Genomic DNA, 16,451 nt, shown 5'->3' with positions numbered 1-16,451 from the left:
AGGTTAAATAAGTTTATAATTTGTGCTGTTTTAATAATATAACTTTTAATTTTGCCAGATATTGCTGTAGAGCAAAAATTATCATTTCTAATATAGATAAATGATTTCAAAAACGATTGATAAATACCTTGTAGAGCTAGCTGAAATACACCGTTTTGTAATGCGCTTTTTTAGAGAGGTTTTTGTAGGACCTTTTGAGTTTAAGGAGATTATTCGCCAGTGCTATGAAATAGGTGTTAAATCCCTTCCTTTAATTTCTTTAACAGGTTTTATTATCGGGGTAGTTTTTACGAAACAATCTCGCCCTTCTTTAGCAGACTTTGGAGCTCAAGCAATGCTGCCTGCATTAATTGCCATTGCTGTTATCAGAGCTCTGGCTCCTTTGGTTACTGCCTTAATTGCTGCCGGTAAAGTTGGTTCTCAGATTGGAGCAGAATTAGGATCCATGAAAGTTTCAGAACAAATTGAAGCAATGGAAGTATCTGGGACAAATCCTTTTAAATTTTTAGTTGTTAGCAGGGTAGTGGCTACATCTATAATGATACCAGTTTTGATGTTCTATACTGCTTTTGTAGCCCTGATGGGTGCACAAATGAATATTGCTCAAAATGAAGCGACTACTATAACCGTCTTTTTTACAGAAGTATTTGATGCTATAACATTTAGAGATGTTTTCTCATCCTTGATTAAGTCTTTTGTGTTTGGATTCACTATTGGGATAGTAGGTTGTTTTCAAGGTTATACTTCTTCTAAAGGAACAGAAGGTGTAGGACGGGCAGCAAACTGGGCAGTGGTAATGTCTATGTTCTTGATTTTTATAGAAGAGCTGCTAATTGTTCAAATATTACAGTTAATACCTCAATAATGAAGAAGGTAAAAGAGTTTATAAAATACGATGAACCGGTTATTACGATTCGGGACCTCTATAAATCTTTTGGTGATTTGCATATTTTGCGAGGCGTAAACCTGGACTTGTATCAGGGCGAGAATTTAGTAGTTTTAGGTAGATCGGGAACAGGAAAGTCTGTGTTGATTAAGATCATCGTTGGTTTACTGCAGGCAGATAGTGGATTAGTTGAGGTTTTAGGGCATTCTTTGAAAGATATCCCTGTAAAAGATTTACAAGCATTGCGTTTGAAAGTAGGATTTTCATTTCAAAGTAGTGCGCTTTATGATAGTATGACCGTTCGAGAAAACTTAGAGTTTCCGTTGGTGCGTGTAAATCGACATTTAACACGTAAAGAAATAAACACAGCAGTAACAACTGTACTTGAGGCGGTAGATTTATTACAATCTATTGATCAAATGCCTTCTGAACTTTCCGGTGGACAGCGAAAACGGATTGGTATTGCCAGAACATTGATTTTACAGCCTCAAATTATGCTTTATGATGAGCCTACTGCCGGGCTTGATCCCATAACTTGTATAGAAATTAACAAATTAATAAATGAAGTTCAAGATCGCTTCAAGACTTCATCCATAATTATTACCCATGATTTAGCTTGCGCAAAGAGTGTTGGCGATCGTATTGTAATGTTACTTGACGGAACTTTTGAGAGACAAGGCAACTTCAATGATATCTTCGATACCGATGATCCAAGGGTTAAACCGTTTCGTGATTATAATTTTATAGAATAATATGAATTCAGCAGAAAGAAAACGTTCGATTATTGTAGGTTTATTTGTCTTTTTAGGCATTGCTATTCTACTTGCAGGAATCTTTATAATGGGAGGACAACAGAACCGATTTGGCAACGTAGTACATGTGACAGCAGTTTTTGACAATGTTGGCGGATTGAAAAAAGGTGGAAATGTTTGGTTCTCAGGTGTTAAAATAGGAACGATCAGAGAAGTGAACTTCACAGAAGATAGCCGTGTAGAAATTGATATGGTTATTAATGAAGCATCGAAAGAATATGTTCGTAAGGATGCTGTTGCTGTTATTAGCTCAGAAGGCTTTATTGGTAATAAAATGATTGTCATTGAAGGAGGAAGCAGCGATATGGCTTATATCGAAAATGGAGATCAGCTGCGTTCAAAAGAAGGAAATGATACAGAAGCCATGATGGCAACTTTACAGGTAAATAATCAGAACCTGGTTTCAATAACAGATGATATTAAGAATCTTAGTGAAAGAGTTAGAAGAGGAGAGGGTACTATCGGTGCGTTTTTTACAGATTCTATGATGGCTGTAAATATGAAGGCGATGATGTTGAACTTAAATCAGGCTGCTTTGAACTCCAAGAGAGTTTCAGAGAACCTGGAAAGGTTTACTGCTCAATTAAATAATAAGGGTGGTTTAACAAATGAACTGTTAACGGATACTGTTGTTTTCAAAAGTCTTAAGGCATCTGTTGCGCAGTTAGAAAGCGTTACTCAAAATACCTCTGAATTAACTAAGAATCTAAGTGATGCAAGTAGTAAGCTTAATGATAGTGATAATGCCTTAGGACTATTATTGAATGATCCTGAAACAGCCGATCAGTTAAAACAAACCATGGGTAATTTAGAGTCAAGCACTTATAAACTAGATAGAAATATGGAAGCTTTACAATCTAACTTTCTATTTCGTGGTTTCTTTAGAAGGGAAGCAAAGAAAGCTGAAGCAGCTTTAAAGGATTCTATTGAAAACAGTAATCAATAAGGAATTAAGGAATATTCATAAACTTATGGGTCTGTAATGAAACTTCCCATTTAGGATTGTTCATTACATACTCAATGATGAGTGGGGTCATTTTAGCAGCATTTGACCATTCTGGTTGTAAATAAAGCTTACAACCGGGAGAAACCAATTTCGCATAATCTTCTGCCCATTGAAAATCACTTTTATTGAAGACAATGATCTTTAATTCGTGAGCAAAGGGAGTAATATCTGGACGGGGTGATTTGAATTTTTTAGGAGACAAACAGATCCAGTCCCATTCTCCTGAAAGTGGATATGCTCCGGAAGTCTCGATAAAGGTTTGTATCCCATTTTCTTTTAACTTCCTGGTAAGGTAATCCATATTGTAAATGAGGGGCTCTCCACCCGTTACGACTACTGTTTTTGCAGGATGCTGTTTTGCGTGCTCAACAATCTTGTCAGCAGCAGTTAAAGGATGAATAGAAGCATCCCAACTTTCTTTTACATCACACCAGTGGCAACCAACATCACAACCTCCGAGACGAATAAAATAGGCAGCTTTGCCTGTATTATAACCTTCGCCCTGGATTGTATAAAATTCTTCCATTAAAGGAAGTAAAGTGCCATCTTCTGGGACTGAATTATTCATTAGTAGATTTCCTTTTTTGCTGACTTTAATGTGTTCTTTAATAATCCAACAATAGTCATTAACCCAACGCCGCCTGGTACCGGACTAATCCATGAACTTTTAGATGCAACATTCTCGAAATCAACATCTCCGAACAGTTTATAGCCTGATTTTGTTTCAGAAGATTGTTCTCTATTGATTCCAACATCAATTATGATAGCGCCATCTTTTACCATATCAGCAGTGACGAAGTTCTTTTTTCCTATAGCTGCAACAATAATATCAGCTTGTTTTATAAACTCAGGAAGATTTTTTGTTCTGCTATGTGTAAGTGTAACCGTACAATTGCCGGGCTGACTATTACGAGCAAGTAAAATACTCATTGGGCTGCCAACAATATTACTTCGGCCAACTACTACCGCATGTTTGCCAGAGGTTTCTATTTGGTAGTATTCAAGCATTAACATAATACCATAGGGAGTAGCAGGAATAAAACATGGTAAGTTCCGCATCATTCTACCTAAGTTGATTGGGTGAAAACCATCCACATCTTTTCTATAGTCTATTGTTTCTGTGACTTTTTCAGGATCGATATGTTTAGGTAAAGGAAGCTGTACAATTAATCCATCTACAGTCTCATCGGCATTAATTTCTCTTATTTTTTGAAGAACCTCTTCTTCAGAAACATGATCATCGTATCGCACCAGAGAAGATTGAAAGTTTACTTTTTCACAATTTCTCATTTTACTGGCAACGTAGGTTTCACTTCCACCGTCATTACCAACAAGAATAGCTACCAGATGTGGTTTTCTGCCATTCTTATTAAAAAAGTCAAGAGCTTCCGCAGCAATATCCTCTTTTATTTTTGCTGAAACAAGTTTACCGTCTAATAATTCCATTGTATCTTTTAGTCTAATTTTAATACTGCCATGAAAGCGGATTGTGGAATTTCCACATTCCCTACCTGGCGCATTCTCTTCTTACCCTTTTTTTGTTTTTCAAGAAGTTTACGTTTTCTGGAAATGTCACCACCATAACATTTAGCAGTTACATCTTTACGTAATGCCCGAACACTTTCTCTCGCTATAATTTTAGCACCGATAGATGCTTGAATGATAATTTCAAATTGCTGACGTGGAATTAATTCTTTTAATTTCTCACAGATCCTTTTCCCGAAATCATACGAGTTGCTTCTATGTATCAGTGAAGAAAGAGCATCTACAGGCTCTGAGTTTAAACGAATATCTAAACGAACCAGGTCAGATTGCTGATAGCCAATTTGATGGTAGTCAAAAGATGCATAACCTTTTGAAATTGTTTTTAATTTATCATAGAAATCAAAAACAATTTCTCCCATTGGCATTTCGAAAATTAATTCAACCCGATCAGAAGTCAGATAGGACTGATTTATAATCATCCCTCTTTTTTGAATACATAAAGACATTACCGGGCCAACATAATCTGATTTTGTAATAATGCTAGCCTTAATGTAAGGTTCTTCAATGTATTGAATTTTACTTATATCAGGTAAATCAGATGGGTTGTTGACTTTTATTTCACCATCTTTTGTTGTGTGTGCAATGTAAGAAACGTTAGGTACGGTAGTTATTACCGTCATATCAAACTCTCGTTCCAGCCTTTCCTGAATAATCTCCATGTGAAGCATACCAAGGAAGCCGCAACGGAATCCAAAACCTAAAGCTGCAGAAGATTCAGGTTCAAATACAAGCGATGCATCATTCAATTGCAAACGATGCATACTTTCTCTGAGTTCTTCATAATCTTCTGTATCTACAGGATATATTCCTGCAAACACCATGGGTTTCACCTCTTCAAAACCTTGAATAGCTACAGTGCTGGGCCTTGCTACATTGGTGATGGTATCTCCAACTTTTACTTCCCGAGCTTCTTTAATACCAGAAACGATATAACCAACATCACCAGTTGATATTTTATCCTTAGGTGCTTGAGTAAGCTTTAACGTCCCTACTTCATCTGCATAATATTCTTTGCCGGTAGCGATGAATTTTACGCGGTCCCCTTTTTTTATTTCTCCATTCTGAACTTTGAAGTAAGCCATAATTCCACGGAAGGAATTATACACCGAATCAAATATCAGAGCTTGCAACGGAGCCTCCGGGTCACCCACAGGTGCCGGAACCCTTTTTATAATGGCTTCTAAGATCTTATCTACACCTAATCCGGTTTTTCCGGATGCCGGAATAATATCTTCTCTGCTTCCACCTATTAATTCAATAATCTGGTCTTTTACTTCTTCTGGCATAGCACCAGGTAAGTCCATTTTGTTTAAAATAGGAATTATTTCAAGATCATGCTCCATAGCCAGATAAAGATTGGAAATGGTTTGTGCTTGAATACCTTGAGAAGCGTCTACAATCAATAAGGCACCTTCACAGGCAGCTATTGAACGTGAAACTTCGTATGAAAAATCGACGTGTCCGGGAGTATCAATTAAATTGAAAATATATTTTTGACCTTCAAAGATATAGTCCATCTGAATTGCATGACTCTTAATGGTAATACCACGTTCTCTTTCTAAGTCCATATTATCCAATACCTGGTTTTGAGACTCACGTTGAGTTACTGTCTGTGTATGTTCCAATAAGCGATCAGCGAGGGTACTTTTACCATGATCGATATGGGCAATAATACAAAAATTGCGAATATGCTTCATTTAAGGGAATAAGAAATGCGTTTTAAAAGGCAAAGATAAATCTTTGATTTGTAAAACGAGCAGAATTATTCTTTAGGTGGAATATTTCCTTGTTTTTTCTCAATCTTAGGTGCCTTTGTTTGCTTTCTTTTTATGTTAATAAAACTAGCTTGGGGCTTTAAATGGATTTTATCAGGTTCGCCAATTAGAAATCCGAAGTGTGAAAGGGATGGAATAGAATCCAAGATCACTTTCGTAATAGCAATTAATGGAAGAGCCAGGATCAAACCAGCCAAACCGAATAGCATCCCACCTAATAGTAGTCCAACGATAGACATTAGTGGGTTAATACTTACTTTACTGCCCACTATATTGGGTGTTATTAAATTGGCTTCTAGAAACTGAACGACTTGAAACCAAACAATTACACCTATTGAATACCATGCATTGTCCTTTGTAGCGATGGCAAATAATGCAGGTAAAATAGAGCCGATTGCTATACCAATATAAGGGATGAGCATTAATAGAGCAGCTAATATACCGAAAAACCATGCGTAACCAATCCCCATTACCAGTAAGCCTATTGTATTTAATATTGCAACAATACCCATGACAGTAATTAAGCCTACCAGGTAATTTTGAACTACGCTATAGATATTATTCAGAATAGTGTGTACGCGTTCCTTTCCTGTAGATTTAAATGAAATTAAGAAGAACTCACGAAAGAAATCGCGATAGTAAAGCATAAAGAATACAAATAATGGAACTAAAACCACGCTTGATAAAATTCCTCCTATTGAACTAAATGCTGTTTGCAAATAGGTTGTTGCATTCGATAATGCATTGTCTGTAAACTCATGGAATTTCTGGGATATCATTACATCGGTCACCCCTAATTTCGTGTTTGCCCAGTTTAAAATGACGGTAAGTATACCCTGAAGCTTATCGGCCATGTCATCACCATTCTTTCCAATATTAAGAGCCTGATTCACAATTAGGTAAATAAGTCCTGCAATCACAATAATGCCAATGATAACAGCAATAATTGAAGATAGTAAGCGTGGGAATTTCCACATCTCCATTCTTCTTGCTAAAGGATATAATGTAATGGCAATTAACATACTAAAGAGCAAGGGTACCAGGACGCCTTGTAAGCAGTACATAATTAAAATAATTAAAACGATGCTAATTAACCGTGCAGCTACTGTAAAGACAGAAGTTTGTGAGAGAGGGTTTTGCTCCATATTTATTAATTCAGGTTAGAGTACTACGTAATATAATACTACATAAAAAAACTTGTGAAATGAAATTGAAAGTTCACTATTAAGGAATAGAAAGTAATAAGTTCTACGAACTGCTTGTGGAAATTGTTATATAAAGGTTTGAATAGTAGTTGTTTATTCATTCAATGTTTGTTAATTAAATCTAACGGATTATTTTAATTCATACTGTTTTATACAGAGTGTCCAATGCACTTTCCTAAACCTCAACAAAAGAGTTGTCTATTAGTTTTAAAAGAGAGGGATCATTTTTAAAAGGAATACAATGCATCGAAGTTTTATTAATTTTATTACATTGATTTCTAAAAGACAATTCAAGTATTATGATAAAGAAATTCATAAGTGTAATGTTGTTTTCCTTCTTATCCTTTGCTGCCTTTGCACAGACAGATTTACTAAGACAACAAATAGAACAAATTCTTATATCAAAAAAGGCAACTGTGGGAGTTGCTGTTTTTGGTTTTGAAAAGGGAGACACATTAAGTGTTAATAATCAGATCCATTATCCTTTACAAAGTGTTTTTAAATTTCATATTGCTTTAGCAGTATTGGATAAAGTAGATAAGGGAGAATTATCATTGAATCAAAAAATATTAATTAAGAAAAGTGACCTATTGCCTGATACCTGGAGTCCTATCCGGGATGATTATCCAAATGGTAATGTTCAGCTTACAATAGCTAAGATCCTTGAATATACCATTGCGCAAAGTGATAATAATGGATGTGATATTCTTTTAAGACTGATTGGAGGTGCAGAAGTAGTAAATAATTATATACATAAAATTGGTGTTAAAGACTTTTCCATTCAGGTTAATGAAGAAGATATGCATAGAGAATGGAACATTCAGTTTTTGAACTGGACCACACCAACATCAACTATTGACGTGTTGCGTAAATTTAATACAGGCAATATTCTGTCGAAAGAAAGTTATGATTTTCTGTGGAATACAATGGTAGAAACTAAAACAGGGGAGAAGAGAATAAAAGGGAAACTGCCAACCGGTACAGTAGTTGCCCACAAAACAGGTACCTCCGGTACAAATGAAGAAGGAATAACTGCTGCAATAAACGATGTGGGGATTGTTGTCCTACCTACTGGAGAAAAGGTTGCAATAAGTGTTCTCGTTTCCAATTCGAAAGAGAGTCAGGAAGTTAATGAAGAAATTATTGCTGATGTTTCAAAATTAGTTTGGGATTGGTTCCTGAATAAGTCGAAATAGGGTATTCTATCAAAGAAGTATTAAAAAAATAAACCCGTGTAAGTAGTTGTTTTAAAGCTACTTATACGGGTTATATGTGTCCCCGACGAGATTCGAACTCATATCATCAGAACCGGAATCTGACATTCTATCCATTGAACTACGGGGACGGTGCGCAAAGATAGAATAATCAACCGTTTATTTCAAGCATATAATAAACATCGAGACCAATCTAAGAAACTTTATTTCCATCCACCGCCTAGTGAACGATAAAGGTTTACAATGGCTGTTAGCTGTTGCAAACGATCATTAACACTTGAAAGCTGGGCTTGTAATAAACTTTGTCTGGCGGTAATTACTTCCGTATAATTCGCAAAACCATTCTCAAGTAACTCCTGAGAATAATCAGCTGATTTTTGAAGGGCATCCGTTTGCTTTGAACGAATCGCTATTTTTTGTTTAGCTGTTTCAAATGATGATAAAGCATTTGAAACCTCTTGTCCGGCCACCAAAAGGGTATTTTTAAAATTTAATCTAGCTTCTTCTTGTTGAGCTAATGCAACTTCTAAACGAGTTCTGTTAGCGCGTTTATTAAAAATAGGCTGCGTTAAACTTCCGCTTATGCTGGCTAGCCATGAACCTGGATCCAATAAAGTATTTAATACATCTGAACTAAAACCTGCAGTGCCGGTAATAGAAAGAGTAGGGTAGAATGATGCTCTTGCTACATTGGTTAATTCAAATTGTGATCTGAAATTTAGTTCTGCCTGCATTACATCCGGACGGTTGGCTAGCAGTTGAGCAGGTACTCCAGTATTAAGAGAACTTAATGTTTGTTGATTGATTAACTGACCTCTTTCTATACCTCCTGGCACAGAACCTATCAATATACTTAATGCATTTTCTATTTCTTTAATAGATTGTTTAAGATCAGGAATAGTAACTTCGGCTGCATAGCGCTGCGCTTCACTTTGTACAACAGCGGCTTCAGTAACAGTTGCTGCTTCTTTCAAAGCTTTCATCGTTGCTACTGTCGTATCCCAGTTTATAACTGTTTGCTGAGTAATTTGCAGTTGCTGGTCCATTGCTAATAAACGATAATAATAATTTGCAATGGATGATATCAGACCTGTTTGTATAGCTTTTGCAGCTGTTTCAGTTTGAAGTAAATTGGCAAATTCTGCTCTTTTACTACTGCTGAGTCTACCCCAGATATCAAGTTCCCAAGCCGATGACGCACCTAATGTATATTGAGTTTTCGCACTGGTAGCTCCTGCACCTAAACTCAGGCTAGGTAGTAAAGCAGCCTTACTTTGATCAAAATATGCTTGTGCTTGTTGGATACGGGTATAAGCTGATAATAGATCCAGGTTATAATCTAAACCTCTTTGAATCAGGTTTTGTAAGGCAGGATCGGTAAATACTTCATCCCAGCTTAAATGAGCAATTGTATTGGTATCTGTTGTAGTTACATCTCTATAAAGGCTATCCGTGCTAATTTCAGGCGACTGGTAGCGTTTAGTTACCGAGCATGAAGATAAAATGCCGATGAAAGACACGAAGAGTATTGAGCTTAAAACTCGCTTAGTCATAATCTTATTATTAAACATAATCCGTATTACTGTTTGAGGTGTCTTCAATTGCTGCTTGCGGTTTTCCACTAATACGTTCTTGCAAACCTTGAAAAATAACAAATAGGGTAGGAATCACAAATACACCAAAAATAGTTCCGATGAGCATTCCACCTATTGCACCAGTACCAATTGCCCGGTTACCTACAGCACCTGCACCACTTGATAGAGCCAATGGAACCAAACCAAATATAAACGCAAAAGAAGTCATTAAGATAGGTCTTAAACGAGCTTGCGCTCCTTCTAATGCTGCCTGAACAATCGGCATTCCATTTCTTCTTCTAGCTATCGAGAACTCTACTATCAAAATTGCATTTTTTGATAGTAATCCCACGAGCATTATTAAACTGATCTGGAGATAAATATTATCTGTAACACCGAATAGATTGGCAAAAATATAAGTCCCTGCTAACCCCATTGGTAGTGATAGCAGTACAGCAAATGGCAATATGTAGCTTTCATATTGCGCACTTAAAAGTAAATACACAAATACAATAACTAGTAAGAAGATAAAGACAGTTTGACTACCAGCAGAAATTTCTTCCCGCGTTAATCCTGAAAATTCAAAGGCATATCCTACTGGTAAGGATGTTGCAGCCACTTCTTCAATAGCTCTAATTGCATCTCCAGAGCTATATCCAGGATTAGGTGAACCTTGAATCCGGATAGATGTGTAAAGGTTAAATCGTGAAATCGACTGCGGTCCGTATACTTTATTAAGTGTAATGAAACTACTTATAGGAGCCATATCTCCATTTTTGTTTCTTACGAAGATGGTGTTTAAACCTTCCGGATTAGCTCTATATTCAGGTTCTGCCTGATACATTACCCGGTATTGTTTTCCAAATTGGTTAAAGTTAGAAGCATAAGATCCTCCATAATAGCCTTGCATAGTACCAAGAATATCATTCACAGTAAAGCCAGCTTCTTTGGTTTTCTCAACGTTCACTTCAATTTCGTATTGAGGAAAGTTAGGGTCAAAAGAAGTGGTTGCTGACTGTATTTCTGGCCGTTCGCTTAGTGCAGAGATAAAATCACTACCTACTTTGCTAAAAGTTGTTATATCAGAACCTGTTCGATTTTGTAATTGGAATTCAAAACCTTGTGAGTTACCAAAGCCTTGAATAGGAGAAGGGGTAAAGAAAATAACCCGGGCTTCTTTGATATCTTTTGTTTTAGCAATCAATTTCCCGATAATTGATTGAACATCTTGCCCTTCACCCTTACGTTGATCCCAGCTTTTTAGCTTAACAATTAACATGGCATAGCTACTGCCTTGTCCGCTAATTTGCCCATTTCCGGTTACTTTTAAAACATTCTCTACTTCGGGTATGGAGCGTACAATTTCTTCTACTTGAATTGCAACAGCTTCTGTCCGCTCGGAAGAGGATGAAGCAGGTAAGGCGATATCTACGTTGATAGAACCGGTATCTTCAGTAGGAACGAATGCAGTAGGCGTTACTAATGTGAGGTAATAGAATATTCCTCCAAAAACAGCGATTCCTGCTACAGCGATCCATTTTCTTTTAATTAATGCAGAAACAGATTTCTTGTATTTGTGAGTAGTTGCATCAAAAGCTACATTAAAAGCAGCGTAGAACCGTTCAATAAAGTTTTGCTTTTTATGCTCTTCTGCATGAGGTTTTAAAAAGAGTGCACAAAGAGCCGGACTTAATGTTAAGGCATTAACAGCAGATATAATAATAGCTACAGCCAGAGTTAACCCAAATTGTTGGTAAAATACCCCTGCAGACCCGGTAATGAAGCTGATCGGAACAAATACGGCAGCCATAATCAAGGTAATAGAGATGATAGCGCCTGTAATTTCACCCATTGCATCTTTTGTTGCAGCAAGGGAAGAGGTATAACCTTCGTCCAACTTGGCGTGGACCGCCTCGACGACGACGATGGCATCATCCACCACAATACCAATTGCTAAAAGGAGTGCAAAGAGGGTAAGTAAGTTAATCGTGAACCCAAATAAATTCAGGAAAAAGAAAGTACCAATAATAGCTACAGGCACTGCAATTGCAGGTATCAGTGTAGATCGGAAATCCTGCAGGAAAATGAATACAACAAGGAATACCAAAATAAATGCTTCAATTAAAGTTGTAATAACCTTGCTTATTGAAGCATCTAAGAAATCGTTCGCATTTACCAGAATCGTATATTGTATGCCTTTTGGAAACGATAGAGAAGCTTCTTCCAGTACTTTTAAACTTCCTTCAATAACTTCCTGTGCGTTTGATCCGGCTGTTTGACTAACGGCAACACCCACACTTGGTTTACCATTGGTAGTTGAAGAGGTTGCATAATTCATTGCTCCTAATTCAACTTTAGCCACATCTTTCAGACGTAGAAATTGCCCATCTCCACCTGCTCTGATCACCAGGTTTTCAAACTCAGTAACATTTTTTAATCGCCCGGTATATTTAATCGTGTATTGAAAGGATTGCAGGCCTTGTTCACCAAATTGGCCGGGAGCTGCCTCTATATTCTGTTCTGCCAGGGCTGCACTAATATCACTTGGAATTAAGCCATAAGTAGACATAATATCGGGCTTTAACCAGATACGCATGGTATAATCCATTTGTCCAAATGCTCTAGCTTCTCCCACTCCTGAAACCCGCTTCATTAATGGAACGAGGTTTATCTCGGCATAATTTTGTAAAAAGGTTTGATCATAAGTAGGATCATCACTGTATAAAGAAAAGATAACCAAGTTGCTACTCTGTGATTTAAAGGTAGATACCCCTGATCGGGTAACTTCCTGTGGAAGCTGGCTGGTAGCACGAGCAACACGATTTTGTACGTTAACAGCTGCTATATCCGGATCGGTACCTGTTTTAAAAACAATTGAAATACGAGCACTTCCATTATTACCTGCAGAAGAACTCATATAATCCATGTCTTCAACACCATTAATTTGTTCTTCCAGCGGTACAATAACACTTGTTAGAACAACATCAGCGTTTGCCCCTTGGTAAGAAGCAGATACTACCACTGTTGGAGGTGCAATAACCGGATATTGACTAACAGGTAAACTTATCAGCCCTAATATCCCCAGCAATACAATCATAATTGATATTACTGTGGCTAGAACCGGCCGTTCAATAAAGTGATTAAACATAATTTATTATTAAATATCTTAAATCCCTAAAAAAAGAGAATTTGGTTATTTGTTAATTGATTGATATAAGCTGTCTGTATTTACCATAACGGGTTTAATAACTAAACCATCTCTTAATGTTGCCAGGCCTTCCATCGCAATTTTATCACCAGCAGCTAAGCCTTCTGTCACGATATAAAACTGTCCATCATTATTGCTCAAAACTGTAATGGGTTTACTTACAACTGATCCATCATCCTGAACATTATAAACAAATCTTTTTCCCTGTATTTCATAAGTTGATTTCTGGGGAATAACAATCGCTGAATCATAAGTAACCGGGATGGTTACAACACCGCTGCTACCACTTCTAATCGTATTCTCCGGATTTGGGAAATTTGCTCTTACACTGATTGAACCCGTTGAAGTATTAATCAGACCACTGGTGGTCTCAATCTTTCCTGGATAGGAATATTCAACTCCATTTGCTAAAATAAGTGAAACTGGAGGCATTGCCGCTAAACTTGCATTGGTTGATGGGCCATTGAATCGGCCAGCCAGTTCAAGAACTTCTTTTTCATTGATAGAGAAGTATGCATAAATATTGGTAATATTTGAAACAACAGTTAATGGCTGAGCAGTATTACTGCTTACTAAACTTCCGATTTTATAAGGCAATGTACCAATCACTCCATTTACCGGGCTGGTAATCTGAGTATATCCTAAATTGGTTGTAGCATTTACTAAATCTGCTTTTGCTCTGGCCAATTGAGCCTGCTGAGATTCAAGATCAAACTGAGCACCCTCTAACTGATAGCTGCTTATAATTTTTTTATCTACAAGAGGACGTATCTTATTTACTTCCATTTGTGCAGAATTTACACCAGCTTCTGCTATTTGAATAGCAGCGCGTGCAGATCTTACACCTTGTTCATACTGTGGTGCATTAATTAAAAAAAGAGGCTGCCCCTTTCTTACAGTTGCACCCTCGTCGACGTATATTTTTTCGATAAAGCCATCCACCTTAGGCCGGATCTCAATATTCTGCTCACCCTCAATGGTTGCCGGGTACTTGCTATTTAATGTAATTGATTGAGGCTCTATAGTAATTACAGGGAAGTCCATGACTTGATTATCCGCTGCATTACCTGCGCCTTTATTTTCACCACATGAAGAAAGTAATAGCAAGGCCGGGATAATAAAGGCTGATAGTGGTTTTATCCTATTAAACATAAATGAACTGGTTGGTATAGTTAATATCTGATGAATTCAAATGTACAATAAAACAGGTAGTAAATGCGTTTAAAACAAATACCGATAGGTAAATATTGTGTTACAAGTCTACCGTTCTCTAATGATTTCAATCACACGATCAAGGCATATTTTAAACCAGGGAGTAAAATCCTCAGGTTTATTTTCTATTGCAAGCTCTAAATCAGTTGGATTGATATACTTAAAATCAGCGACTTCGTGATGGTTTATAATTGGTAAGGAGTCGCTGACTCCGAAAAATACATGATCGATCTCATGTTCAATTAGCCCATTCTCAAATGAAGCCTTATATTGAAATCGAAAGCGATGGGTTAAGTCACAACTTAAACCCATCTCTTCCATTAATCTTCTATTTGCAGCATCCTTAGTCTTTTCATTGCTGCGAGGATGGCTGCAACAGGTATTGCTCCACTTCCCGGCAGAATGATATTTATCAAATGCTCTTTGTTGGAGAAGTAATTCACCCTGTTTGTTAAAAATAAAAATGGAAAAAGCACGATGTAAAGCTCCCTTTTGGTGAGCTTCTATTTTTTCCATCGTTCCAATTGGATTGTCTTCCTCATCAACGAGGATTACATACTCATCCATTTTTTAAATTTAAATTGCTTTTAAGGCTGCAGAATAGTTTGGCTCTTGTGTAATTTCAGGAACTTGTTCTTCGTAAACAATATCCCCATTGCTATTAACCACTATTACAGAACGACTTAATAAACCTCTTAAAGGTCCGTCTGCCATTTGAACACCGTATTCTTCACCAAAGTTAGTTCTGAAATCGGATAGCATTTCTACATTCTTTATTCCTTGAGCAGCACAAAATTCTGCTTGTGCAAATGGTAGATCTTTTGAAATACAAAGCACTACAGTGTTTTCTAATTTTGCTGCTTCTTCATTGAATTTTCTTACAGAAGTTGCACAAACACCCGTGTTTACACTTGGAAATATATTAAGGATTACGTTTTTTCCTTTATAGTCTGATAAGCTTTTATCAGACAAGTCGGTTCCAACTAAAGTAAAATCTTTTGCTTTAGTACCTACAGCAGGTAGGTTTCCAACAGTTTTAACATCACTCCCTTTTAATGTTATTGTAGCCATGATATAATATTTTGAATTTTTAGTTTATGTATAGAAAGATTGTTTTTCAAATATATAATAATTACAAACCCTTTCCAATTAAGAACTGCACTATACAGGCTCTAAAATAGATTTGCAATCACATGATTGTAATCTTTCTCAGATCAACGCCCGCCTAACAGCTTTTCTATATCCCTAAAGGTCGTTAGCTGCCTATCGTCCATACATGCTATAATAGCTTCTACAACTCGTTTAGTTTCTGTAGGATTAGCAATATGTATGGAAGCTACACCCATTTCTTTAACCGGATAATCATTTCCGCCGGGGAATATAGCATCTCCTATAAAGATCATTTCAGAAAGATGGATCTTAAGAATATCCTGAAGTTTCTTAATGCCATATGATTTATCAATACCGGGTTTTGTAATGTCTATGGAGGTAGTACCTCCTAAACGAACAGAAAAATCAGGGATTAAAGTATCCAGGATCTCTTTAATTTTTTCTCTCTTAACAAAGTTAGGGTCCCACATTGTTTTCTCGCTTAAAGGTGCATGTTGGCCTAAAGCAGAAAAAGTGATCTGGCTTTCCCGATCTTCAATCTGTTCCCCCCAGGTTTTTTTAATCGTTAAGTTTGCTTGCGTTACGGCTTGTTTTAGAGAACTAAGTATTTTTGCCTTTTCTTCTTTTGTTAGAACATCAGAATAAAGCTCTTTCCACTCTGTTTCATAGCCATAAAATTTAGTTCCGCAGGTAGGTAAGATTGTTAGGTTATTAAAATTTGCTTCTTTGGGTAGCTTATCAACAACTTGCTTTTTAAACTGTGACCAATCGCCTCCAGAGATCACTGCCACTTTCAATATCTTTAAAAGTTCGTTTAAAAGAGCAGACATCTCTTCGTCAATTGATAATTTACTATCAGCAAGAGTGCCGTCGAGGTCGAAGATAATCAGCTTTTTCATGATCT

The 16,451-nt window shown here is 36.8% G+C and carries 14 protein-coding genes and 1 tRNA gene; 4 read left to right on the top strand and 11 right to left on the bottom strand.

Annotation, left to right across the window (positions count from 1 at the left end; all coding sequences use genetic code 11):
* Positions 1–100 precede the first annotated feature (100 nt).
* From C8N28_RS12055 to C8N28_RS12045, 3 genes are read left to right on the top strand one after another with little or no spacing between them, the layout of a single operon-like run.
* Complete coding sequence (locus tag C8N28_RS12055) at positions 101–865, top strand: MlaE family ABC transporter permease (RefSeq protein ID WP_132225261.1); 765 nt, start codon at positions 101–103, stop codon at positions 863–865.
* A complete protein-coding gene (locus C8N28_RS12050) occupies positions 865–1,638 on the top strand; it encodes an ABC transporter ATP-binding protein (RefSeq protein WP_132225259.1) in 774 nt (257 codons plus the stop codon). The genes C8N28_RS12055 and C8N28_RS12050 overlap by 1 nt, the downstream gene beginning before the upstream one ends.
* Before the next feature lies 1 nt (position 1,639).
* On the top strand, positions 1,640–2,644 hold the full coding sequence (locus C8N28_RS12045; RefSeq protein ID WP_132225257.1) for an MlaD family protein: 1,005 nt from the start codon (positions 1,640–1,642) through the stop codon (positions 2,642–2,644).
* Positions 2,645–2,648: 4 nt separating this feature from the next.
* Here the strand turns inward: C8N28_RS12045 and C8N28_RS12040 are convergent, their stop codons facing one another.
* The 4 genes from C8N28_RS12040 to C8N28_RS12025 all read right to left on the bottom strand — a co-directional run bounded on the left by C8N28_RS12040 (position 2,649) and on the right by C8N28_RS12025 (position 7,169).
* Entirely contained in the window at positions 2,649–3,272 is a 624-nt protein-coding gene (locus tag C8N28_RS12040; RefSeq protein WP_132225255.1) for a 7-carboxy-7-deazaguanine synthase QueE, read from the bottom strand.
* Entirely contained in the window at positions 3,272–4,150 is an 879-nt protein-coding gene (locus tag C8N28_RS12035) for a bifunctional 5,10-methylenetetrahydrofolate dehydrogenase/5,10-methenyltetrahydrofolate cyclohydrolase (RefSeq protein WP_132225253.1), read from the bottom strand. Before C8N28_RS12035 ends, C8N28_RS12040 begins: the two co-directional genes overlap by 1 nt.
* Positions 4,151–4,158: 8 nt before the next feature.
* The gene (gene lepA, locus C8N28_RS12030) at positions 4,159–5,946 is read right to left on the bottom strand and encodes a translation elongation factor 4 (RefSeq protein ID WP_132225251.1); all 1,788 of its coding nucleotides are present in this window, start codon (positions 5,944–5,946) and stop codon (positions 4,159–4,161) included.
* A gap of 65 nt (positions 5,947–6,011) precedes the next feature.
* A complete protein-coding gene (locus C8N28_RS12025; RefSeq protein ID WP_132225249.1) occupies positions 6,012–7,169 on the bottom strand; it encodes an AI-2E family transporter in 1,158 nt (385 codons plus the stop codon).
* Positions 7,170–7,531: 362 nt separating this feature from the next.
* Here C8N28_RS12025 and bla point away from each other — a divergent pair, with 362 nt between their 5' ends.
* Positions 7,532–8,425: a class A beta-lactamase, subclass A2 gene (bla, locus tag C8N28_RS12020; RefSeq protein WP_132225814.1), complete on the top strand. Its 894-nt coding sequence runs from the start codon at positions 7,532–7,534 to the stop codon at positions 8,423–8,425.
* A gap of 77 nt (positions 8,426–8,502) precedes the next feature.
* Here bla and C8N28_RS12015 read toward each other — a convergent pair.
* The 7 genes from C8N28_RS12015 to C8N28_RS11985 form a co-directional block, all read right to left on the bottom strand.
* Positions 8,503–8,574 (bottom strand) — tRNA-Arg (locus C8N28_RS12015).
* A gap of 72 nt (positions 8,575–8,646) precedes the next feature.
* The gene (locus C8N28_RS12010; RefSeq protein WP_132225247.1) at positions 8,647–9,996 is read right to left on the bottom strand and encodes a TolC family protein; all 1,350 of its coding nucleotides are present in this window, start codon (positions 9,994–9,996) and stop codon (positions 8,647–8,649) included.
* Positions 9,997–10,006: 10 nt separating this feature from the next.
* On the bottom strand, positions 10,007–13,165 hold the full coding sequence (locus tag C8N28_RS12005; RefSeq protein ID WP_132225245.1) for an efflux RND transporter permease subunit: 3,159 nt from the start codon (positions 13,163–13,165) through the stop codon (positions 10,007–10,009).
* Positions 13,166–13,210: 45 nt separating this feature from the next.
* Complete coding sequence (locus tag C8N28_RS12000) at positions 13,211–14,377, bottom strand: efflux RND transporter periplasmic adaptor subunit (protein WP_132225243.1); 1,167 nt, start codon at positions 14,375–14,377, stop codon at positions 13,211–13,213.
* 108 nt (positions 14,378–14,485) lie between these two features.
* Entirely contained in the window at positions 14,486–15,004 is a 519-nt protein-coding gene (gene idi / locus C8N28_RS11995; RefSeq protein WP_132225241.1) for an isopentenyl-diphosphate Delta-isomerase, read from the bottom strand.
* Positions 15,005–15,013: 9 nt separating this feature from the next.
* Complete coding sequence (gene tpx / locus C8N28_RS11990; RefSeq protein ID WP_132225239.1) at positions 15,014–15,508, bottom strand: thiol peroxidase; 495 nt, start codon at positions 15,506–15,508, stop codon at positions 15,014–15,016.
* 143 nt (positions 15,509–15,651) lie between these two features.
* Positions 15,652–16,446, bottom strand: a complete 795-nt coding sequence (locus C8N28_RS11985; RefSeq protein WP_132225237.1) for an HAD-IIB family hydrolase — start codon at positions 16,444–16,446, stop codon at positions 15,652–15,654.
* Positions 16,447–16,451: the final 5 nt, after the last annotated feature.

The organism is Albibacterium bauzanense (assembly GCF_004339765.1).
Lineage (GTDB): Bacteria > Bacteroidota > Bacteroidia > Sphingobacteriales > Sphingobacteriaceae > Albibacterium > Albibacterium bauzanense.
This window is presented reverse-complemented; position numbering and strand designations above follow the sequence as displayed.